The 21,673-nt window shown below is 66.6% G+C and carries 19 protein-coding genes; 10 read left to right on the top strand and 9 right to left on the bottom strand.

Going from position 1 to position 21,673, the window contains the following annotated elements; genetic code table 11:
- The first annotated feature begins 95 nt into the window (after positions 1 to 95).
- Positions 96 to 2,186, top strand: coding sequence for a catalase (locus AC5P8R_RS15315; RefSeq protein ID WP_049441934.1), 2,091 nt, complete (start codon positions 96 to 98; stop codon positions 2,184 to 2,186).
- Between the two features lie 22 nt (positions 2,187 to 2,208).
- Entirely contained in the window at positions 2,209 to 2,697 is a 489-nt protein-coding gene (locus AC5P8R_RS15310; protein WP_495223610.1) for a hypothetical protein, read from the top strand.
- A gap of 8 nt (positions 2,698 to 2,705) precedes the next feature.
- Here AC5P8R_RS15310 and AC5P8R_RS15305 read toward each other — a convergent pair whose 3' ends face one another.
- Positions 2,706 to 3,407 (bottom strand): alpha/beta fold hydrolase, encoded by a 702-nt coding sequence (locus AC5P8R_RS15305; protein WP_046431979.1) that lies wholly within the window; start codon positions 3,405 to 3,407, stop codon positions 2,706 to 2,708.
- Positions 3,408 to 3,540: 133 nt separating this feature from the next.
- On the opposite strand from AC5P8R_RS15305, the gene AC5P8R_RS15300 reads away from it, so the two are divergent.
- Complete coding sequence (locus AC5P8R_RS15300) at positions 3,541 to 3,828, top strand: hypothetical protein (protein WP_032960023.1); 288 nt, start codon at positions 3,541 to 3,543, stop codon at positions 3,826 to 3,828.
- 86 nt (positions 3,829 to 3,914) lie between these two features.
- On the opposite strand, the gene AC5P8R_RS15295 is transcribed toward AC5P8R_RS15300, so the two are convergent.
- Positions 3,915 to 6,038 carry a methyl-accepting chemotaxis protein gene (locus AC5P8R_RS15295; RefSeq protein ID WP_046431981.1) on the bottom strand — a complete coding sequence of 708 codons (2,124 nt, stop codon included), beginning with the start codon at positions 6,036 to 6,038 and terminating at the stop codon, positions 3,915 to 3,917.
- Between the two features lie 233 nt (positions 6,039 to 6,271).
- Here AC5P8R_RS15295 and AC5P8R_RS15290 point away from each other — a divergent pair, with 233 nt between their 5' ends.
- The 3 genes from AC5P8R_RS15290 (at position 6,272) to AC5P8R_RS15280 (ending at position 10,084) form a co-directional block, all read left to right on the top strand.
- Positions 6,272 to 8,269, top strand: coding sequence for a CARDB domain-containing protein (locus AC5P8R_RS15290; RefSeq protein WP_495223597.1), 1,998 nt, complete (start codon positions 6,272 to 6,274; stop codon positions 8,267 to 8,269).
- Positions 8,270 to 8,439: 170 nt separating this feature from the next.
- Positions 8,440 to 9,402 (top strand): L,D-transpeptidase family protein, encoded by a 963-nt coding sequence (locus tag AC5P8R_RS15285; RefSeq protein ID WP_481440819.1) that lies wholly within the window; start codon positions 8,440 to 8,442, stop codon positions 9,400 to 9,402.
- A gap of 4 nt (positions 9,403 to 9,406) precedes the next feature.
- Positions 9,407 to 10,084 carry a M23 family metallopeptidase gene (locus AC5P8R_RS15280; protein WP_111206450.1) on the top strand — a complete coding sequence of 226 codons (678 nt, stop codon included), beginning with the start codon at positions 9,407 to 9,409 and terminating at the stop codon, positions 10,082 to 10,084.
- On the opposite strand, the gene AC5P8R_RS15275 is transcribed toward AC5P8R_RS15280, so the two are convergent.
- The 5 genes from AC5P8R_RS15275 to hflK all read right to left on the bottom strand — a co-directional run bounded on the left by AC5P8R_RS15275 (position 10,014) and on the right by hflK (position 15,210).
- On the bottom strand, positions 10,014 to 10,676 hold the full coding sequence (locus AC5P8R_RS15275) for a hypothetical protein (RefSeq protein WP_495223609.1): 663 nt from the start codon (positions 10,674 to 10,676) through the stop codon (positions 10,014 to 10,016). The two genes, AC5P8R_RS15280 and AC5P8R_RS15275, sit on opposite strands and share 71 nt — an antisense overlap.
- 116 nt (positions 10,677 to 10,792) lie before the next feature.
- Positions 10,793 to 12,085 carry an adenylosuccinate synthase gene (locus AC5P8R_RS15270; RefSeq protein ID WP_014648029.1) on the bottom strand — a complete coding sequence of 431 codons (1,293 nt, stop codon included), beginning with the start codon at positions 12,083 to 12,085 and terminating at the stop codon, positions 10,793 to 10,795.
- Positions 12,086 to 12,964: 879 nt separating this feature from the next.
- Positions 12,965 to 13,150 (bottom strand): DUF2065 domain-containing protein, encoded by a 186-nt coding sequence (locus tag AC5P8R_RS15265; RefSeq protein ID WP_005414170.1) that lies wholly within the window; start codon positions 13,148 to 13,150, stop codon positions 12,965 to 12,967.
- Between the two features lie 66 nt (positions 13,151 to 13,216).
- The gene (hflC, locus tag AC5P8R_RS15260) at positions 13,217 to 14,080 is read right to left on the bottom strand and encodes a protease modulator HflC (protein ID WP_014648031.1); all 864 of its coding nucleotides are present in this window, start codon (positions 14,078 to 14,080) and stop codon (positions 13,217 to 13,219) included.
- Positions 14,077 to 15,210 carry an FtsH protease activity modulator HflK gene (gene hflK / locus AC5P8R_RS15255; RefSeq protein ID WP_005418335.1) on the bottom strand — a complete coding sequence of 378 codons (1,134 nt, stop codon included), beginning with the start codon at positions 15,208 to 15,210 and terminating at the stop codon, positions 14,077 to 14,079. Before hflK ends, hflC begins: the two co-directional genes overlap by 4 nt.
- Before the next feature lie 153 nt (positions 15,211 to 15,363).
- Here hflK and AC5P8R_RS15250 point away from each other — a divergent pair, with 153 nt between their 5' ends.
- Both AC5P8R_RS15250 and pilH read left to right on the top strand, forming a co-directional pair.
- Complete coding sequence (locus tag AC5P8R_RS15250; RefSeq protein WP_053495211.1) at positions 15,364 to 16,359, top strand: YhdH/YhfP family quinone oxidoreductase; 996 nt, start codon at positions 15,364 to 15,366, stop codon at positions 16,357 to 16,359.
- A gap of 88 nt (positions 16,360 to 16,447) precedes the next feature.
- The gene (gene pilH, locus AC5P8R_RS15245) at positions 16,448 to 16,819 is read left to right on the top strand and encodes a twitching motility response regulator PilH (RefSeq protein ID WP_014648033.1); all 372 of its coding nucleotides are present in this window, start codon (positions 16,448 to 16,450) and stop codon (positions 16,817 to 16,819) included.
- A gap of 98 nt (positions 16,820 to 16,917) precedes the next feature.
- On the opposite strand, the gene AC5P8R_RS15240 is transcribed toward pilH, so the two are convergent.
- On the bottom strand, positions 16,918 to 17,805 hold the full coding sequence (locus tag AC5P8R_RS15240; protein ID WP_012511838.1) for a DnaJ C-terminal domain-containing protein: 888 nt from the start codon (positions 17,803 to 17,805) through the stop codon (positions 16,918 to 16,920).
- 261 nt (positions 17,806 to 18,066) lie between these two features.
- Between AC5P8R_RS15240 and AC5P8R_RS15235 the strand changes: the two genes are divergently transcribed.
- Both AC5P8R_RS15235 and AC5P8R_RS15230 read left to right on the top strand, forming a co-directional pair.
- Positions 18,067 to 18,549, top strand: a complete 483-nt coding sequence (locus AC5P8R_RS15235) for a peroxiredoxin (protein ID WP_111206448.1) — start codon at positions 18,067 to 18,069, stop codon at positions 18,547 to 18,549.
- A 29-nt stretch (positions 18,550 to 18,578) separates the two neighbouring features.
- Complete coding sequence (locus tag AC5P8R_RS15230; protein ID WP_014648036.1) at positions 18,579 to 19,154, top strand: ferritin-like domain-containing protein; 576 nt, start codon at positions 18,579 to 18,581, stop codon at positions 19,152 to 19,154.
- A gap of 117 nt (positions 19,155 to 19,271) precedes the next feature.
- On the opposite strand, the gene pbpC is transcribed toward AC5P8R_RS15230, so the two are convergent.
- Positions 19,272 to 21,653: a penicillin-binding protein 1C gene (gene pbpC / locus AC5P8R_RS15225; protein WP_495223596.1), complete on the bottom strand. Its 2,382-nt coding sequence runs from the start codon at positions 21,651 to 21,653 to the stop codon at positions 19,272 to 19,274.
- Between the last annotated feature and the right edge of the window lie 20 nt (positions 21,654 to 21,673).

Below are 21,673 nucleotides of genomic sequence, written 5' to 3'. Positions count from 1 at the left end.
CTGCTTTTGCCCGTACGTTCACCTTTGCCGGACCGTGGTTTAACGGGGCTGGTTCCAGTGTCGTGGTTCCTTTTGATGATCCGGAGCCAACGTCCATGGCCGCCAGCAAGCCGACCGGCAAGCGCGCAACCGTCCCTGCCGAAAGCCACCGCCGGGGCGATGGCGATGAACTGCACCAGCAGGCCGGGGGCAGCCATCCGGCAATGACCACCGACCAGGGCATTCCGGTGGCGGACAACCAGAACTCCCTGCGGCAGGGACCTCGGGGGCCCACGCTGCTGGAGGACTTCATCCTGCGCGAGAAGATCACCCACTTCGATCACGAACGCATTCCCGAGCGCATCGTGCACGCACGTGGCAGCGCAGCACACGGCTACTTCGAGCTGACCCGATCACTGGCAGCCCATACCCGCGCACGCATCCTGACCGAGGTCGGCGTGAAGACGCCGGTATTCACCCGCTTCTCGACCGTGGCCGGTGGCGCAGGCTCGGTGGATACCCCGCGCGACGTGCGCGGCTTTGCGGTCAAGTTCTACACCAAGGAGGGCAACTGGGATCTGGTCGGCAACAACATCCCGGTGTTCTTCATCCAGGACGCGATGAAGTTTCCGGATCTGGTGCACGCAGTGAAGATGGAGCCGGACCGCGCCTTCCCGCAGGCCGCGTCTGCCCATGACACGTTCTGGGACTTCATTTCGCTGATGCCCGAATCGATGCACATGATCATGTGGGCGATGAGCGACCGCGCCATCCCGCGTTCGCTGCGGATGATCGAAGGCTTCGGTGTGCACAGCTTCCGCCTGCTGAACGAGGCTGGCGAGTCGACGTTCGTCAAGTTCCACTGGCGGCCCAAGCTGGGCATTCAGTCCACGGTCTGGGACGAAGCGTTGAAACTGCAATCGGCCGACAATGACTTCCATCGCCGCGACCTGTTCGAGGCCATCCAGCGCGGCGACTTTCCCGAATGGGAGCTGGCGGTGCAGCTGTTCACCGAAGAAGACGCCGACGCATTCCCGTTCGACCACCTGGATCCAACCAAGATCATTCCCGAATCGCTGGTGCCGTTGCAGGTGATCGGGCGCATGGTACTGGACCGCTGGCCCGACAACTTCTTCGCAGAGACCGAGCAGGTGGCGTTCTGCCCGGCCAACGTGCCGCCCGGCATCGACTTCAGCAACGACCCGCTGCTGCAGGGCCGCCTGTTCTCCTACCTGGACACCCAGCTGCTGCGCCTGGGCGGTCCGAACTTCCACCAGATCCCGGTGAATGCACCGAAGTGTCCGTTTGCCAATCATCAGCGCGACGGCCACATGCAGATGCAGGTGCCCAAGGGCCGCGTCGCCTACGATCCCAGCTCGCTGCAGGACGACACCCCGCGCGAGACGCCTGCCGGATTCCGCAGCCATGCCAGCGCCGACGATGGCCGCAAGGGCCGCACCCGCGCGGAGAGTTTCGCCGACCACTACAGCCAGGCCCGGATGTTCTTCCGCAGCCTGGAAAAGCCGGAGCAGGCGCACCTGGCATCGGCGCTGGTGTTCGAGTTGTCCAAGGTGGAAACGCTGAAGGTGCGGGTGCGCACCGTCAGCCACCTGCGCAACATCGATGACGCGCTGGCGCAGCGCGTGGCCGATGGCCTGGCCCTGCCTGCGCTGCCCGACCCGGCCCCAACCGCCACGCCGGTGCGGGACATGCCGCCCGCTCCCGAGGTGCGCGTGATCGGGCGTAACAAGCCCACCCTGCAGGGTCGCTGCATCGGCATCCTGTTCGACGAAGGCTCCGACGCGCGCGTGATTGCCAGCCTGAGCAAGGCCGCCCGGAAGGCAGGTGCAGACGTGAAGCTGGTCGCGCCAAAAGTGGGAGGCGCCACGCTGAGCGATGGCGCATTGCAGGCGGCAGATGGGCAGCTGGCGGGCACCCCGTCAGCCGTGTTCGATGCAGTAGCCGTGGTGCTCAGCCTTGAAGCCGCGAAGGCCTTGTCGAAAGAGAGTGCAGCCGTCGAATTCGTCAGCCAGGCGTGGGCACACCTGAAGGCCATCGCCAGCGACGCGGGCGGCCAGGTGCTGCTGAAGGCGGCGCGCGTCGGCAACGACCCCGGCATCGTCGAAGCAGAAGACGCCAAGGCATTCCTGGCGGCGGCCGCCACCCGCCAGTGGGCGCGCGAGCCCAAGCTGCGCCTGCTGGCCTGACCACAACAACAGGAGAATCGTCATCCCCCGTGGTGACAAATCCGCATACACCGAAAAGCAGAAGCGCCAGGCCGAGCACATCGAGCAAAGCGAACGTGATCGCGGCGCGAGTGAAGGCACCGCCGAGCGCATTGCCTGGGCCACCGTGAACAAGCAGGACGGCGGCGGCAAGCGCGCCGGCAGTGGCCGCAAGGGCGCGAAGAAGGCGACCAGCAAGAAGGCTGCCAAGAAGGCGCCTGCCAGGAAATCGGCCACAAAGAAGGCCGCAACCAAGAGGACGGCGGCGAAGAAGGCACCTGCGAAGAAGGCGGTGGCGAAGAAGGCACCGGCTCGCAAGACCGCGACAAAGAAGGCCGCAAAGAAGACGGCGAAGAAGGCAGCGGTAAAGAAGGCGGGTACGGCCGCCGCGCGGAGCGCCGCCGCGAAGAAGGCAGCCAAGACGCGGGCCGCGAAGAAGACCGTGCGCAAGGCGGCGGCGAAGAAAGCCGCGCGCACGCGTGCACGCGGCTGAGTCTTCGATCAGGAGGGGAGCGCCCTCATCCATGCGGCAACTTCGGCTGCGGCTGCCTCGGCACGGGCCTGCAGCAGTAGATGCGGCCCTTCCAGCGATACGTGCCGGGCATCGGGCAACAAGACCTGCAGCTCGGCCACGCTGGGCGGCCACAACAGGTGGTCCTGTCGTGCATGCAGGCATAACGTCGGCAGCATGAGCTTCGGCAACTGCGCGCGGACATCGATCTGCAGTGTCGCCGCAGCGCGCTGCCGCAGGATCGCGGTCGGTACCGCAGCGATCGCATGCCGCAGCTCGCGAAGGTTCATGCGTGTCCGCCAATGCCCCAGCAGAAGCCGGGCCAGCAACGCCAGCGGCGGCGGTGGCCATGCAGGGGCAAGCAAGCGTGCGCTCGCCGCTGGCAGCGGCACCGGTCGCCGCGCGAAGGTCGTACTCAGTATCAATCCGCGCAACCCCGGCGGTGAAGCCACCGCCAGTTCGATAGCCAGCGGCCCGGCAAACGATTCAGCCAGCAGCACAAAGGGAGAGATGGGAAGCTGCGGGCGCAGGATCGACGCCAATGTAACGTAGTCCTGTGGCCCGTGCATGGGCAGCGGCAGCACCTGCACGGTAACCCCCTGGTCCTGCATCGCTTCCACGAAGCATGTCGACAGCAGGCCGCTGCCATCCAGCCCGGGCAGCATCACGATCGGGAGCATCACGGCGTTCATCACATTGCTCACTTCTCAGGTCCCTTCGCACGACTCGCTGCCGCGCAGCTTCGCTTATCGGCTCGACCCAGGGAAGTGCACGCCGCTGGTCGCGGCGCTACCCTGATGGCCCCGGACAGACGAGGAAGGCGGCATGCGCAAGCCACGCTGGCTCAGCTGGACCGGCATTGCCCTATGCGCGCTCTATCTCGCGCTTACCACCTGGCTGGTGCTCGATGCCCGGTCCAACAGCGACCCCAAGAGCGCCTACATCCTCATGCAACTGCCGGTGATGCTGCAGACCGCAGCACTCAACGTCATCGGCGTGGGACGCTGGCTTTCCGGAATGACCTGGATCACCGTCTACCTTCTGGTGATTCCTCCCACGCTTGGCGTGCTGTACGTGCTTGGGGCCATGCTCGGCAGCGTCCTGGAGCAATGAGGGCGATCCTCCCTGCTGCCTGAGCGGGCGATGCAAATACGGCCGCTCAAGGCGGCCGTATTCCTGTCACGGGGTCAGCAGCCTGCTCAGGCTGCACGGCGCGGCACGGCCGAAGCCACTGCGCCTTCCACCTTGAATACCGCTACCGACGTGGTCAGCGCATGCGCCTGTTCTTCCAGCGCGCGGCTCGCCGCAGTGGCTTCTTCCACCAGGGCCGCGTTCTGCTGTGTCACCTGGTCCATCTGCACCACCACCTGGTTGACCTGCTCGATACCGGCGGCCTGTTCCTTGCTGGCCGCTGCGATGTCGCTCATCAGCTGGGTGGTGCGCGAACTGGCCTGGGCGACGCGTGCGATCGCTGCTTCCGATTCAACGGTCACCGCCAGGCCACTCTTCACCTTGGCAGCGGCGTCTTCGATCAGCTCCTTGATTTCCTTGGCGGCGACGCCGGCACGCTGCGCGAGCGTGCGCACCTCGCTGGCGACCACGGCAAAACCACGGCCCTGCTCGCCCGCGCGCGCGGCTTCCACCGCAGCGTTCAGCGCCAGGATGTTGGTCTGGAACGCGATGCCGTCGATAACGGTGGAGATTTCCGAGATGCGTGCCGAGGACTGATCGATCTCACCCATCACCGAGGCCATCTGCGCCATCGCCTGCTCGGTCTCGCGTACGGCGGCACCGGCGGCATGCGCTTCGCTGTCGGCCTGACGCGCCAGCTCGGCGTTCTGGCGCACGGTGGAGGTCAGCTCCTCCATCGACGCGGCAGCTTCCTCCAGGTTGGCCGCCTGCTGCTCCGTGCGGCGCGACAGGTCGTTGTTGCCGGCGGCCAGTTCCTGGGCCGCGTTGTTGATGCTGTCGGCAGCCACCTGGATGCCCCGCACAATGCCCGTCAGCTGCGCGGTGGTGGTATTGGCGTCGTCGCGCATGCGTGCGAACACGCCGTCGTACTCACCGTCCATGCGTGCGGTCAGGTCACCGTGCGAGATCGCGCGCAGCACGTCGGAAACATCGGCAATGCTGGCCTGCGAACTGGCCATCATGCCGTTGAGGTGTTCGACCATCGCCTTGAACTGATACTGGAACGCAGCAGCATCGCCACGCATGCTGAAGTCGCCGGCGCGAGCCGCACGGGCCAGTTCATCGATCTGCGCGTTGATCGCCATCAGGCTCTGCTTTACCGCGGCCAGAGTGCGGGTCAGCGTGCCCTTCTCGCCCGGGTAGTCCGGCAGGTCACGGCTGAGGTCGCCGATCGCGTAACGCTGCATCACTTCGGCCATCAGCAGCTCCACCTGCACGTGCGATTCGACCAGGCTGTTGGTGGCCTGCACCATGCGGCCGAAATCACCGGGGAAGGCACTGTCGTCCATGCGATAGCGGATCGCACCCGCTTCGTGCTGCTCAGCCATCTGCAGCTGCGCGCCGATCGCCGCCTGCACGCTCTGCCGCACGCTGGCCATGGCCTCGCCCAGCTGGGTCAGCTCATCCCGGCCACCGAGGCGGAACTCCTGGTCAAGCTGGCCCTTGGACAGCCGCTCGGCCAGGTTCACCGCGCGCGCCAGCGGGCCGGTCAGGCTGCGGCCGATCATCACCGAGGCGCCGATGCCGGCAAGCAGCGCGACGCCGCCCAGCACCAGCAGCTGCAGCAGGCTGCGTTCGCCCAGGCGGATCGCTTCGGCGGCAGCTTCACGGCTTTCCTTCTCCTCGAAGTCCACGCCATCGGACAGCGCCTTGTTCCAGCCGTTGGCCGCTTCCTGCACCGCGCCCAGGGTCAGCGCCACGGCGCCGGGATAATCGCCCTGCTCCATCAGTTCGCTGGTCTGCTTGTTGAGCGGGCGCGCAACGGCACGCTTGGCCGCGATGGTTTCCGCGATGGTCTTGCCCTGGGCATCGCTGGGCAGCGCCTGGTAGGCGGTCCAGCTGGCCTCATAGCGCTTGACCAGGTCGGCGATGCGCTTCTCGTCGCTGCCGCGGTCTTCGCCCTGACGGATCAGCATTTCGCGGCGCACGACCATCATCTGGTTGTTGGCATCGAGCATCTGCGACAGCAGGCGCACCTTGGCCACGCTGACGTCCACCACCTGCTGCATCGCGCGCTTCTGCACGACACTGGCAGTGGCGCCGGTGGCCACCACGGCGGCGACCAGCAGCAGCAACAGGCCAAAGCCCAGCCCAAGACGCCAGGCAACCCTGACGTTCCTCAAGTAGTTCATGGGGGTATCCAATACGGGGGGATGTGGCCTTATCGGCGGCCTCATGCTGGGTCTTGACCCGTAAATTCTGAACGCTTCGGGCGCGGTTCACGTTTGCATCGCCATTGCCAGCAACGAATGCGCAGCATCTCCGTAGGCGGTCTGATCCACGCAGTTGTTGCCGTTATGCTGGGCCACCGCTGATCTGCAAGATGCCAGACCTCGGCCACCCTCGCCATCGTACAAGGACGACCATGAGGCATTATCTCAGTGCACTTCCGCTCCTGCTTGCCTGCATGACACAGTCCGCGCACGCCCAGGACGCATACACCGGAAGCAACTTCAAGTTCCTCTACGCGTACAACATCATCGGCAATGCTGACCCCGCAGTCCGCTCCCAGCTGACCGAGCTGCACAATGCCGGCGCGAATGTGATTCCCGTGACAGGATGGAATACGGGTGAACTCAGCTCCCGTTTGCAGGCGCTGCGGCAGGACCCGCTGTTATCCAGATTCAAAGTGCTGCTCCAGTTCAACGGACCCGTTCGCGACGCCTGGTACGCAGATCCCGGCAGTGCCTGCTCTCCTGGCAACGAGCGTCTACCAGACTGGCTTCAACAGGAGCTTGACGCTGTTGCTGCACTTGCCCTGCAGAACTCAGACATCGTAGTTGGTTACTACACTTTTGACGAACCAGCTCTGCCACAGACACCACAGAACCTTGGTATCTGCAAGCGCTTCCAGGAACTGGTCTACGAAAGGCTTCGGCAAGCGGATCCCGATGCATCCGCGCGCCCGGTGATCATCGCCAATCTGATGGGCACGTTGAGCGATGTCCAGATCCAGTACGCAATGAGCCCACACGCACAGGATGTCGTCTTCGTTGACCAGTATCAGAACACCGTCAACGAACAGGTCGCTCAGTACCAGAAATGGAAACGGCACGGATTGCTGGGAGGTGGAATGGTTCCGGTCCTTCCTGCTTTCAACTACACCAGCTGCAATGACCCCGGACTGCGCACCAGCTTCCGGGTGAAACTCGAAGCTTCATTGCAAGCCGTGTATGGAGCGGACCGCCCTCGCAACCTAGGCAGCGCCTACTTTGCGTTCTGGCCGGGTGCACGCCCTGATTTTCAGTTCGACGGGCAGAATTGCCCTGCCATCTTCAACTCAATGATCGATGACCTCACGCATCAACCGGACCTTCAGGTCACGCGGATCGACACGATTCCAAGCCAGTTCCGGGCAGGGGAGCCAGTCCGTTTCCGGGCAACCATCCGAAATGCCGGCAATGCTCCGTCTCCCATGAATCACCACAGTGTCCTCGTCCATGAGGAGGGACAGTGTTTCGAGGGAGGATGCCAATGGGGAATCTTGACCATCAGTCTGGCCCCTGGTCAACAGGCCACCATAGATCTGAACCAGGGACCCAGCTGGACACCTTCGGCAGGGCTGCATGCGATGACCGTGTTCGCTGATGACGCGGACCGCATCAAGGAACTCGACGAACACAACAACGAGTTGACCCGGGAAATCATGGTGGGGGATCTGCCCGATCTGCAGCCATACCTGATCGAAACGATTCCAGCCAGTTTCAAGCCAGGCGATGCAGTGACATTCCGCACGGCAGTAACCAACCGCGGATCAATGCCCGCACCTGCGGGTTGGCTCGGAGCGGTCTATCTGGTAAACGGCGCGTGCCCAGCCAGTGGCTGCCCCTGGAGTGGCCTGACAACGGCCTTGGCGCCGGGCGAATCCGTATGGTTGAGCCCCGCAGGCCCCGTTTGGCCAGCCGCGGGTGGCCAGCAACAGATCACCTCCATTGTTGACGACCAAGGGCTGATCCAGGAGTCGAATGAGGGCAACAACCAGCTGGCTCGAATCATCCAGGTCTCGGACAAGCCAGACCTTCGGATCACCAGCGCCCATTCACAGCCGCTGCGTCCGAAATCCGGCGATGCAACCTCGTTCACCGCAACCATCGAGAATGTCGGCTCGGTCGCCGCCAGCGCGCCTTGGATTGGGCTGATGGCCATGAAGAACGGGCAGTGTTTCATTGAAGGTTGCGTATGGGGCGGCCTCCAGAACTACACCCTGGCACCCGGCGCCAGCGTCAATGTCAGGACTTACAACGACGTCTGGCGCCCGACCCCAGGGGTGCACTCCATCCAGCTGCTGGTTGACGATCAGAACACCGTGAGCGAGTCACGGGAGGACAACAACAGCATCGACATCATGGTTACTGTGGATTGAACATCAGGGCAGGCGGCGACGGATCCGTGGTCGCCTGCCCTCGTTGCTTTCCATGTGCAGACGCGGCCCCACAAGGGATGGTCACGTTGGCACCACTCATCCCGGCGTCAGATTCTTTTCACATCAGTCCTGCATTGCGCACAGGCATGGTAGTTCCGTGAATGCCGGAGATGCCCATGCGTGTACCCCATCCTGTACTGTTCGTCCTGTCGCTACTGATATCACCCGCCTTCGCGCAGTCCCCTGCGCCCAACCTGCCCGCCCCCATTGCCGAGAAGGCCGGCCCGGACACCGCAGTGCGCTCCGCACTGCATGCCCAGGTGCTGCTGGATCGCGCGAATTTCTCGCCTGGCCAGATCGATGGCGAAGTGGGCAGCAACCAGCGACGCGCGGTGGCGGGCTTCCAGGCCGCGCATGGGCTGACCGTGACGGGTGAGCTGGACGACGCCACCTGGAAGGCCCTGCAGGCTGATACGGTGGGGCCGCTGGCCAGCTACACGCTGACTGCCGAGGATGTTGCCGGCCCGTTCCAGGCCACACCGAAAGGACCTGCCGCACAGGCCAAACTGAAATCGCTGGGTTTCAGCAGCGTGGAAGAAGCCCTGGGCGAGCGCTTCCACGCCTCGCCGGAGTTGCTGAAGGTGCTCAATCCCGGCGTGGATCTGACCAAGGCTGGCAGCCGCATCCAAGTGCCCAACATCGCACCAGCGGCATTGCCGAAGGCGGCGAAGATCGTGGTCGACAAATCCGACTCCACCCTGCAGTTGCTGGATGCGCAGGGCAAGCTGATCGCGCAGGTGCCGGTGTCGTCGGGCAGCCAGCACGACCCGTTGCCGATCGGCGAATGGAAGATCCTGGGCGTGTATCGCGACCCGCCGTTCCACTACAACCCGAAGTTGTTCTGGGATGCGCGCAAGGGCGAAAAGAAGGCGACGCTGCCGCCGGGCCCGAACAATCCGGTCGGCCGGGTCTGGATCGACCTGTCCAAGCCGCACTACGGCCTGCATGGCACACCCGAACCCAGCCACGTGGGCAAGACCGAATCGCATGGCTGCGTACGCATGACCAACTGGGATGCGGTGCGTGTGGCCGACGCAGTGGATACTTCGGTGCCCGTGGTGATGCAGGAGTAAGCCCATGCGTCTTTCGCAGCTGATCGTATTGGGCGTACTGCTGGGACTGGGGGCAGGTTGGTGGCTGCGTCGCGATGGGAGTGAGCCGGTAGCCGCCTCGCTGCCGGCAGCGCCATCGGCGGTGTCCGCCGCGCCGGTGGTCGAACCAGCGCCACGCGCAACGGCCCCACCCGCCACCACCGCGCCGCCGGCCGCGCAGGCTGCGGATGCACCGTCCGGCCTGCTGCTGCCGGTGCAGGGCATCCTGGCCTCGCAGCTGCGCGATACCTTCACCGATGCACGCAGCGAAGGCCGCGTACACGATGCCATCGACATCATGGCCGATGCAGGTACTCCCGTACTCGCGGTGGCTGATGGCACGGTGGAAAAACTGTTCGACAGCGAACGCGGCGGACTGACGATCTACCAGTTCGAGCCCAGCGGACGCTGGTGCTACTACTACGCGCACCTGCAGCGCTATGCCGATGGCCTGGCCGAGAAACAGGCGATCAAGCGCGGGGATGTGATCGGCTACGTCGGCAGCACCGGCAATGCCAGCGCCGAGGCCCCGCACCTGCACTTCGAAGTGCATGTCTTGGGGCCGGAGAAGCAGTGGTGGAAGGGAGAGTCGATCAATCCCTATCCCTTGCTGAAGTCGGCGGCACCGATGCCCGGCGCTGCTGGCGCCGCAACGCCACAGTGAAGACAGTCAACGCAGCCCCCGGAATCAGCAGGAACAGCGCCGCCATCTTCCAGAAAAAGAACGGCCACAGCCAGAGGTAGTCCAGGTCGGTCAGCTTCAGCAGACCCAGCGGCGGCTGCAGCTCGATGTCTGCAGTGCGTCCCGCCAGCGCCGGATCCACCTCCAGCACGGTTACCCGCAGCCATGAGCGGCCGCGTGGCAATGCGTCGCCGCGACCGTAACCAAAGTAGGAGGCCATGAGGCCGCTGGACTCAACCGATACCAGCGCGCGGTCGATGCCCTGCCCGGCCACTCCCCAACGCTCCCCTGCGCGGAAGTCTCCATGTTCGGTGGGAGTCTCGATGCGCAGCAGCACTTCAGGGTCAGCCTCTGTACCGTCCGCGGCATAACGCAGGTGCAGCCGCAGTTGATCATCGATGAGGCGGTAGACCGTCACCTCGGCCGTCGCACCCGGGCTCAGCAGCAGAGGCAGGGTCTGGGTACGCGAGGCCAGGCAGTTGGCGATGGCGCCAAGCGCCAGAACCAGGCCGGCCATGCACCACAGGCTCCACAACACCCACAGGGTGACCCGCACTACCGTCTCGCCTTTCACGTTGACATCCTGGTCATCGCGTCGCTTCCCCGCTGGCCTGGCCACACAGTAACGAAAAAGCCCCGCGTGCGCGGGGCTTTTCCTGTCACCAACGCCGGGCATGGCCCGGCGCCACCTCAGGCGAACGGATCCTGCAGGACCATGGTGTGGTCGCGGTCCGGGCCGGTGGAGACGATGCTGATCGGGCAGCCGGCCAGCTCTTCCAGCGAACGCAGGTAGGCGCGTGCGGCCGGCGGCAGGTCGTCCCACTGGGTGATGCCGTGGGTGTTCTCGCTCCAGCCCGGGAACTCCAGGTACACCGGGGTGCATTCTTCCCAGCCCTGCGCGTCCAGCGGCGCGTACTCGGTGCGCTTGCCGTTGTATTCGTAGGCGATGCAGACCTTCAGCTTTTCCATGCCGTCCAGCACGTCCAGCTTGGTGATGCACAGGCCGCTGATGCCGTTGATGGCCACGGCGCGCTTCAGCGCGACGATGTCCATCCAGCCACAACGACGCGGACGGCCGGTCGACGCACCGTACTCGGCGCCGCGGTCACGAATGCCCTGGCCGACTTCGTCGTCCAGCTCGGTCGGGAACGGGCCACCGCCTACGCGGGTGGCGTAGGCCTTGGCGATGCCCAGCACGTAGTCGATCGAATCAGCGCCGACGCCGGAACCGGCCAGCGCACCACCGACGGTGGTGTTGGAGCTGGTGACGTACGGGTAGGTGCCGTGGTCGATGTCCAGCAGCGCACCCTGCGCACCTTCGAACAGCACGCGCTTACCCTGCTTGCGCAGGTCGTGCAGGATGCCGGCCACGTCGGACTTCATCGGCTGCACGTATTCGCCGAAGGCCAGTGCTTCGTCGAAGGTCTTCTGGAAGTCGACCGCATCGGTGTTCAGGTACTTGGTCAGCACGAAGTTGTGGTAATCCAGCGCGGTGCGCAGCAGTTCTTCCAGCTGCTTCGGGTAATGCAAGTCGGCGATGCGGATGCCGCGACGCGCCACCTTGTCTTCGTAGGCCGGGCCGATGCCACGGCCGGTGGTGCCGATCGCCTTGCCACCGGCTGCGCGCTCGCGCGCCTGGTCCAGGGCGATGTGGTACGGCATGATCAGCGGCGCGGCCGGGGAGATCTTCAGGCGCGAACGCACTTCCACGCCGGAGGCTTCCAGCTCGGCGATTTCCTTCTGCAGCGCGGCCGGCGAGATCACCACGCCGTTGCCGATCAGGCACAGCGCATCGTCACGCAGGATGCCCGATGGGATCAGGTGCAGGACGGTCTTCTTACCGTTGATGACCAGGGTGTGGCCGGCATTGTGGCCGCCCTGGAAGCGCACGACGGCGCCGATTTCCTCAGTGAGCAGATCGACGATCTTGCCCTTGCCTTCATCGCCCCACTGGGCACCCAACACTACGACAGACTGACCCATGACGGGCTCCTCGGTTTGTTGCGGCCATCGGGGCCGCGGACGGGTAAACCGTGGCGGGGCTGGCCAGCACCTGGAGGGCGGCTCCAAACGGGGAGCGGCCGGCGATGGAGGGCCCAGACACGGAAAAAGCCGAACGGGGAGGCCCGTCCGGCTTTTGTGCATTATCCGGGTTTCCGGGGTCCGCTGCCACCTTTCCGACGGACGGCTTCACCGGCCGGTCAGCCGCCCCGCCCGGTCGTGCCGGCCGCTGGCCGGCAATGCCAACCAAGGTTGGCAGCTACCAGAGCCTGGCCACGCAGGTGCAGGCCGGTCAGCCGCCCCGCCCGGTCGTGCCGGCCGCTGGCCGGCAATGCCAACCAGGGTTGGCATCTACCAGAGCCTGGCCACGCAGGTGCAGGTCGGTCAGCTGCCCCGCCCGGTCGTGCCGGCCGCTGGCCGGCAATGCCAACCAAGGTTGGCATCTACCAGGGCCTGGCCACGCAGGTGCAGGCCGGTCAGCTGCCCCGCCCGGTCGTGCCGGCCGCTGGCCGGCAATGCCAACCAAGGTTGGCAGCTACCAGGGCCTGGCCACGCAGGTGCAGGGCGGTCCGCTGCCCCACCCGGTAGTGCCGGCCGCTGGCCGGCAATGCCAACCAAGGTTGGCATCTACCAGAGCCTGGCCACGCAAGTGCAGGCCGGTCAGCCGCCCCGCCCGGTCGTGCCGGCCGCTGGCCGGCAATGCCAACCAAGGTTGGCAGCTACCAGGGCCAAGCCACGCAGGTGCAGGTCGGTCAGCCGCCCCGCCCGGTCGTGCCGGCCGCTGGCCGGCAATGCCAACCAAGGTTGGCAGCTACCAAGGCCAGGCCACGCCCGTAAACGCAGGCGGCCGCGCCGGGGCGTCTAGTGCCGCACCCACCACAGCAGGCTCAGGCCGGCCAGCAGCACCAGTCCGCCGAAGCTGCGCAGGGCCGGGCTGGGCAGGTCCAGCAGGCGTTCGGCCATGCGCTTCCAGGCGAACGGCGCGACGAACAGGAACAGGCCTTCCAGCACCGCGACCAGGCAGACGGCGGCGAACAGATCTTTCATCGGAACTCCGGAAAAAGCACGGGGCCCGGCAGTTGGCCGGGCCCCGTGGGGTAATGCCCTGCGACCTCAGCGGTCGTTCTTCAGGTACTGCAGGAACGGGTCGTTCTTGTCGAGCACGATCACGCCGTTGCCGTCGGTCATGGAGCCGCGGTACGCCTCCAGGCTACGGTAGAACGCGTAGAACGATGGGTCAGCCGAACCGGCCTTGCCGTAGATGCGGGTGGCTTCCGCATCACCTTCACCGCGCAGGCGCTGTGCATCGCGCTCGGCCTCGGCGATCAGCACGGTGCTGTCACGGTCGGCCTGGGCGCGGATGGTCAGCGACTGTTCCTCGCCTTCCGCGCGCAGCTTGGCGGCTTCCTGCTTGCGCTGGGCGCGCATGCGCTCGTACACGTCGTTGATCACCTGGCTGTCGGTGGGCAGGTCCACCTGCTTGATGCGCAGGTCGATCATCTGCATGCCAAGGCCGGCCACGGCCTCGTTGATTCCCTTCAACTGCTCGGCGATCAGCTCACTGCGGTCGCCGGACACCAGCTGCTGCAGGGTGCGCGAGTTGATCTGGTTGCGCAGCGAATCGGTGATGATCGGCGCCAGGCGGGCGTTGGCCACGCGCGGGTCGCCGCCGGTGGCACGGAAGTAGTCACCCACGTTGGAGATGTAGCCGATGGCGAAGAAGTCGACGCTGACGTCCTTCTGCTCGGCGGTGAAGTAGCGCGCCGGCGCGGTGTCGAGCACCTGGAAGCGGCGGTCGAAGACCTTCACCGTTTCCACCACCGGCACCTTGAAGTGCAGGCCTGGCTTGATGTCCGACCGCACCACCTTGCCCAGGTTCAGCACCATGGCGGTCTGGTCCTCACGGACCACATACACCGAGCCGAGCAGGCCCAGCACCACCGCCACGATCACGGCGATCCAGATAGGACTCTTCATCGGCTGCCCTCCTCACGGCCGCTCGGTCGCCCGGTCGGGCGGCCCACCGGCCGGCCCGGATCACGGGAAGCTTCCACCGCTGCGCCCGGCAGCGACGGCATGACCACGTCCGGGTTTGCCACTGCGGCCGGGGCCGACGTGGTGGGACGGGTGTCGCCGGTCATCGGCACGTAGATCAGCTGGCGGCCATCGCCGCCGATCACCTTGCGGTTCTCGCTCAGCACCTGCTGCACGGTCTCCAGCCACAGGCGCTTGCGGGTCACTTCCGGCGCGTCCTTGTACTGGGCCTGCAACAGGCTGAAGCGCTGCGCATCACCCTCGGCCTTGGACACCACCGCCTGCTTGTAGCCTTCGGCGGTGGTACGGGCGCGCGAGGCCTGGCCTCGGGCTTCCGGCACGACCTTGGCGGCGTAGGCCTGGGCTTCGTTGATCAGGCGTTCCTTGACCTGCTGGGCACCATTGACCTCGTCGAAGGCCGGCTTCACTTCCTCCGGCGGACGGGCGTCCTGCAGGGTCAGGCCGGTCACGGTCAGGCCGGTCTTGAACGCCTTCAGCAGCGCCTGCAGGCGCTCCTCGGCGGCCACGGCCAGCGGGCCACGGTTGTTCAGCACGGCATTGAGGTCGGCGCGGCCGACTTCCTCGCGCACCGCGCTCTGCGCCGACTGCTCCAGCACCTGGTTGGCATCGACCGTGCCGAACAGGTACTGCTGCGGATCGTCGATGCGGTACTGGACGTTCAGCGAGACGTTGACGATGTTCTCGTCACGGGTCAGGACCGGCACCTGGATCGAGAAGGTCTTGATCTCGGTGGCGTTGACCTTGGTGACCGACTCGATCGGCCACGGCAGCTTGAAGTTCGGGCCGGGCTGCAGGATGCGCGAGAACTGGCCGAAGCGCAGGACCACGCCACGCTGCTGCTCACCGATCAGCTGGAAGCTGGAGAACAGCACCAGCAGCACCACGGCCGCCACCACCCAACGCACGATGCCGCCGTCGAACAGGTCCTTCAGCGGCCCGGGCAGTCCGCCCCAGCCACCACCATTGCCACCGCCGCGCGACCCGAACGGCCCGCGTCGATTGTCCTCGGGGCCTTGTCCGCCCTTGTTGCCGCCGGGTGTATTCCAGGCCATGCACGCTCCATCAAGATGTGGGCTGCGGCGCGGGCCCTTCCCGCGGCGCCAGCCGTGAAACCATTACCGATCATACAAGATGGGGCGGATCGGCAGGATCGAAAGGGCGACGACGGGGTAAGGTGGCGTTTTCCTCGAAGTCAGGCAACGCCGATGGCCCCCACCACCCCGTTCACCGCCTTCCGCATCGAAAACGACGACGCCGGCTATCGCAGCGGCCTGACCCGGCTCGGTGTCGACGACCTCAACCCCGGGCAGGTGCTGATCCGCGCCCACTGGTCCTCGGTCAACTACAAGGATGCCCTGGCCGGCACCGGCAAGGGGAAGATCCTGCGCCGCTTCCCGCTGGTCGGCGGCATCGACGTCGCCGGCACCGTGGTCGCCAGCACCGACCCGGCCTGGCGTGAAGGCGACGCGGTGCTGGCCACCGGCTGCGGCCTCAGCGAGACCCGTGACGGCGGCTACAGCCAGTATGTGCGGCTGGAGTCGCGTGCGGTGATTGCACAGCCGGCCGGGCTGAGCCCGCGCGAGGCGATGGTGCTGGGCACCGCCGGCTTCACGGCGGCGCTGGCGCTGCTGCGCATGCAGGACAACCGCCAGACCCCGGAGCTCGGCCCGCTGGCGGTCACCGGCGCCAGCGGCGGCGTCGGTGCGCTGGCGCTGTCGATCTTCAGCCGTGCCGGCTACACCGTGCACGCGGTCAGTGGCAAGCCGGACCAGACCGACTTCCTGCGCGACATCGGTGCCAGCGAGGTGCTGCCGCGCGAGGCGCTGGCCGACACCGGCCCGCTGCAGTCGGCGCGCTTCGGCGGGGGCCTGGACAATGCCGGCGGCGCCATGCTCGCCAGCCTGCTGGCGCAGACCGTGCCCTACGGCAGCGTGGTCAGTGCCGGCCTGGCGGCCAGCCCGACGCTGGACATGACGGTGATGCCCTTCATCCTGCGCGGTGTGTCGCTGCTCGGCGTGTCTTCGGCCAATGCGCCGCGCCGGCTGCGCGAAGAGGTGTGGTCGCGCCTGGGCGGTGAGTGGAAGCCGCAGCACCTGGACCGCATCTGCACCGCCGAGGTCGGCCTTGATGGCCTCCGGGCAGTGTTCGAGCGGATGCTGGCGGGTGGATCGCTGGGCCGCACGGTGGTGCGGATCGACTGAACGTCGCAGGCAGGCGACGGACGGCAGGTGCCCCCCTCCCGCCGGTAATGAGCCCGCACTACACTGCGGGCATTACATGGGGAACAACATGGCACGCATTCTGATCGTCGACGACTCACCGTCGCAGCTGTTGGGGATACAGCGCATCGTCGAGAAGCTCGGGCACCAGATCCTGACCGCCACCGATGGCGCCGCCGGGGTCGAAACCGCCAGGGCCGAGCTGCCCGACCTGGTCCTGATGGACGTGGTGATGCCCAATCTCAACGGCTTCCAGGCCACCCGTACCCTCGCCCGCGACGAGGCGACCCGGCATATCCCGGTGATCCTGGTGACCACCAAGGACCAGGACACCGATCGCATGTGGGGCATGCGCCAGGGCGCCAAGGCCTACATCACCAAGCCGTTCTCGGAAGACGAGCTGTCCGAGGTGCTGGAGCGGGTGTTCGCCGGCCAGGGCTGAGACGCGCGTGGTCGTGCCGGCCGCTGGCCGGCAACCACGCGTCACCGTCCCAGGTCATGAAATTGCCGGCCAGCGGCCGGCACGACCGCAAGGCGTGCTCAGATCGACTCGCCGAAGGCCTTGGCCAGATTGCGGTAGGCCTTCTTCTGCGCCTCGTCGGTCGCGGCCGGGGCCACGATCTCGATTTCAACGATCTGGTCGCCGTCCGGGCTGCCCGGCAGGCCGCGGCCACGCAGGCGCAGTTTGCGGCCGGCATCGGAGTCGGCGGGGATCTTCAGCTCCACCGCACCGCCCAGGGTCGGCACGCTGATGCTGGTACCCAACGCGGCCTGCCAGGGCGTGACCGGCAACGTATAGAGGATGTTGCGGCCGTCGACCTCGAACTGCGGATGCGCGGCGTACTCCACTTCCAGCAGCAGGTTGCCGCCATGGTTGCCCTGCCCTGCCAGGCGGATCACCTGGCCCGGACGGATGCCCTTGGGCACGCGCACGTCCAGCTGCTTGCCGTTGACGGTGATGCGCAGGCTGTCGCCGCTGTAGGCCGCTTCCAGCGGGACCGACAGCTTGGCGCGGGTGTCGCGGTTGGGTGCGTGGCCCTGGCTGCTGAAGCCCGGGCCCGGACCGGCACCGCCACGCTGGCGCGCGAACAGGCTTTCGAAGAAGTCGCTGAAGCCGCCGTTGGGGCCACCACCGCCGAATACTTCCTCGAAATTGAAACCGCCGGCGCCGCCGTAGTTCGGCGGCACGTTGAACTCCTCGCCCGGGCGATAGCCCTGCGCGCGCAGCTGGTCGTAGGCTGCGCGCTTTTCCGGATCGCGCAGCGCCTCGTAGGCCTCGTTGACCGCCTTGAACTTGTCTTCGGCCCCGGCCTCCTTGCTGACGTCCGGGTGGTACTTGCGTGCCAACCGGCGGTAGGCGGTCTTGATCTCCGCCTCGCCCGCGCTCGGTTCCACCCCCAGGGTGGCGTAGTAATCCTTGAATTCCATCCAGCTACCTCGATCTGCTTCGGCCGCGCCGGTGGCGCCGCCCCGGGTTCATTCTACGCGCCGGCGATGCTACGCCGCCCCTCGTGCGGCCCCGGTGAGGCCGACTGATCCTGCGCAATGCCGCTGCCATCCCGATGCCCCAGGCTGTGGCTGGAAGCCCCCGCCGCAACGCCTGAAGATGGGGCCTGCACACGGGTTTTCCAATGTCTTGACGCCCCTGTCCCATCCGGCCCACTAGCCTGCCCCAGCAAGGAGTTCCCCATGACCATCCATGTCGGCGACCGCATTCCGGAAGTGACCCTCAAGCGCATCCGCGAGGGCATCGAAACGCTTGATACGCATTCGCTGTTCGACGCCCGCAAGGTCGTCCTGTTTGCGGTGCCCGGCGCGTTCACCCCCACCTGCTCGGCCCGCCACCTGCCCGGCTACGTCGAGAAATTCGAGGCCTTCCGCCAGCGCGGCATCGATGTCTACTGCATGGCGGTCAACGACCCGTTCGTGATGAAAGCCTGGGCCGCCGACCAGAAGGTGCCCGACGGCCTGCTGATGCTGTCCGACGGCAATGCCGAGCTGACCCGCGCGCTCGGCCTGGAGCTGGATGCCAGCGCCTCGGGCATGGGCATGCGCTCGCGCCGCTTCGCGCTGTACGTGGTCGATGGCGTGGTGCGCGCGGCCTGGATCGAGCAGCCGGGCCAGTTTGAGGTGTCTTCCGCCGAGTACGTGCTGGAGCACCTGCCTACCTGATTCCCCACCGCAGAAGGAAACGGCCAGCAATGTCCAGCAAGCCAGCCAAAGCCAGCAAGCCCGCCGCCGGGATTCCCGGCATCAGTGACCGTCAGACCCTGCGCGAGCGTGCCCGGCACAACATCGAAGACGGCGCGATCACCGACAGCTACAGCGCCGACCGCAAGGTGGTGATCAAGCTGCTCAACGATGCCCTCGCCACCGAGTACGTGTGCGTGCTGCGCTACTACCGGCACTATTTCATGGCCAAGGGCATGCTGGCCGACGCGGTCAAGGCCGAGTTCCTCGAGCATGCGCAGCAGGAACAGGCGCACGCCGGCAAGCTGGCCGAGCGCATCGTCCAGCTTGGCGGCGAGCCGGACCTGAACCCGGATACGCTGACCACGCGCTCGCATGCCGAATACAAGGAAGGCAGCGACCTGCGCGACATGGTGCGCGAGAACCTGGTGGCTGAACGGATCGCCATCGACAGCTACCGCGAGATGATCAACTTCATCGGCGACCGCGATACCACCACCAAGCGCATCCTTGAAGAGATCCTGGCGCAGGAGGAAGAACACGCCGACGAGTTCGCCGACCTGCTGGACGGGTGGATCGGGGAATAGCGGCCCCGCAAACGCCTTGGTAGATGCCCACCTTGGTGGGCGCATTTATCGCGCGCCAACCAAGGTTGGCACCTACCAGAGCATGGATGCGTCGGGTCGACGGGCCATTCCCAGCACCTATCGCAGGACGTTGAACCGCACCTGCGTCCACGCGCCATCTGCTGCCAGCGCGGTCAGGGTGTGTGCGCCCGGATCGGCGAACTCGCGCTGCATCAGCTGCGCGCCGTGGGTCTGTGCAATCCAGCGTCCATCCAGCAACCAGTCCACCGCCTGCTCGCTGCCCAGCGCGCGCAGCTGCAGGCGCACGCCGTGCTCGGAATTCGGCGCGCGCGCCAGCGTGGCGCCGTCATTGAGCCCGTCCACGTGCAGCGCGACGCTGGCCTCACGCCCGTCGTCGCGGCAGTCCGGCGACAGCGCCGGCAGCTGCGAAGCCTCGCGCGTGGCCTTCGGCAGCCACGGCGACAACAACGCCGGCCAACGCGCGATCTCCCGCGCGACTTCCTGATGCGGCAAACGGCAATCAGCGGATACACGCAGACCGGTCCGCGCGTCGGCCAGGTAACGCTGCCGCCCCGGCTGCCAGCGCCGCGCCTCGCGCTCGGGGAAGGTCGGCGGTGCCGCACCGTCCAGCAGATAGGCCGACATCCGCCGCTGGCACAGCGCCGCTGGCAGGCCCTCGGCACGTTCGCCGGTGGGCCAGCAGACGTCCTCCTGGCTGACACTGGCCGGCATCGGTGCAGCAGCTGAATCACCGCGCTGGCGAGGCAGGCTGTCCACCACCTCGAACATCAGCGGCAGCGCGGTCACCGCGCCGTACTGGCCCGGCAACGGGGTACCGTCCGGCCGACCCACCCACACGCCCACGGTGTAGTGGCGGGTGCTGCCGATCGCCCACGCATCGCGGTACCCGTAACTGGTGCCGGTCTTCCACGCCACGCGCGGGCGGCCACCAACATCGAACGTCCCGACGCTATACCCCGGCCGCGGATTCGATTCCAGCATCTCGCGCACGATCCAGCTGGCGCCCGGCGAGGCCAAGCGACGCTCGATCATCGGTTCGTCATCGGTGTAGCGCACGCGCCCGGCGATGCCGTTGCGGTTGAGCGCTGCGAACGCACCCACCAGATCTTCCAGCCGCGCACCGGTGCCGCCCAGGATCAGCGACAGATTGGGTGTACTGCCCGGCGGGAAGCGCAGCTGGATGCCGGAGTGCGACAGGCGTGCGGCGAAGCGCGCCGGACCGACCCGCTGCAGCAGGTCCACCGAGGGCACGTTGAGTGACAGCCGCAGCGCGCTGGAGGCACCAATCGGCCCATTGAAAGCCATGTCGAAGTTGCCGGGGCGGTAGCTGCCGAAACTCTGCGGCGCATCGACCAGCAGGCTTTCCGAATGGATCAGGCCATCGTCCAGCGCCATGGCATACAGGAACGGTTTGAGCGTGGAGCCCGGCGACCGCCAGGCCTGCACCATGTCCACGTGGCCCAGCCGCTGCCGGTCACCGAACGCCAGCGTGCCGACATAGGCACGCGCCTGCAGGGTCTGGTTGTCGACTACCAGCAGGGCGGCCGAGGTGCGTTCCGGCAGCGTCGAGAAATAGCTGGCCACGCGTTCTTCCAGCGTGCGCTGCAGGCCGATGTCGATGCTGCTCTGGATGCGTGCCTGGCCCGGATGCGCCGAGTGCAGGCGCTGCGCCAGCAGCGCGGCGTGCAGCGGCGGGCGCAGCGAGCGCGCCACCACGTTCTCGATGCGCGCGTCTTCCACTTCGTCCGCCGTCCACACGCCCAGCTCGTTCATGCGGGACAGCACCTTGTCGCGCGCCTTCTGCGCCGCTTCCGGATGACGGTCCGGGCGCAGCCGGCTCGGCGCCTGCGGCAGCACCGCCAGCAACGCGGCCTCGGCATGCGACAGCTGCGCCGCCGGCTTGCCCAGGTAGGCCCAGCTGGCCGCTTCCACCCCCTCGATGGTGCCGCCGTAGGGCGCGCGCTCCAGATACAGGGCCAGGATCTGCTGCTTGCTCAGGTGCACTTCCAGCTGCACCGCGCGCAGCATCTGCTTGAGCTTGCCCCACGGCGTGCGCGTATGCGGATCGAGGATGCGGGCGACCTGCATGGTCAGGGTCGAGCCACCGGAAACGATGCGGCCGCCACGCAGCAGCTGGCCGCTGGCACGCAGGATCGCCAGCGGGTTGATGCCCGGATGCCGCCAGAACCAGCGGTCTTCGTAGGTCAGCAACGCCTGCAGGTACAGCGGCGAAACGCTGTCGATCGAAGCCGGATAGCGCCACACGCCCTCGGCATCGGCGAACGCACGCAGTGGCGTGCCGTCGGCAGCCACCACCAGGGTGCTGGTATCACGCTGCTTCGGCAGCGGTGGCGGGAAGGCGAAATCCAGCACCAGCAGCAGCGCCAGCGTGGCGGCCGTGCCCCAGCGCAGCCAGGGCCACAGCGGCTGCAGCCGGCGGCGCAGGGCCGCCAGCCGGATCGACATCGTGTTGTTCATTGCAGGTTGCCGGCAGGACG

Source organism: Stenotrophomonas sp. YJH_SMC_73, from assembly GCF_059370155.1.
The sequence above is the reverse complement of the archived record's forward strand: the minus strand, read 5'-3'. Positions and strand labels throughout refer to the sequence as shown.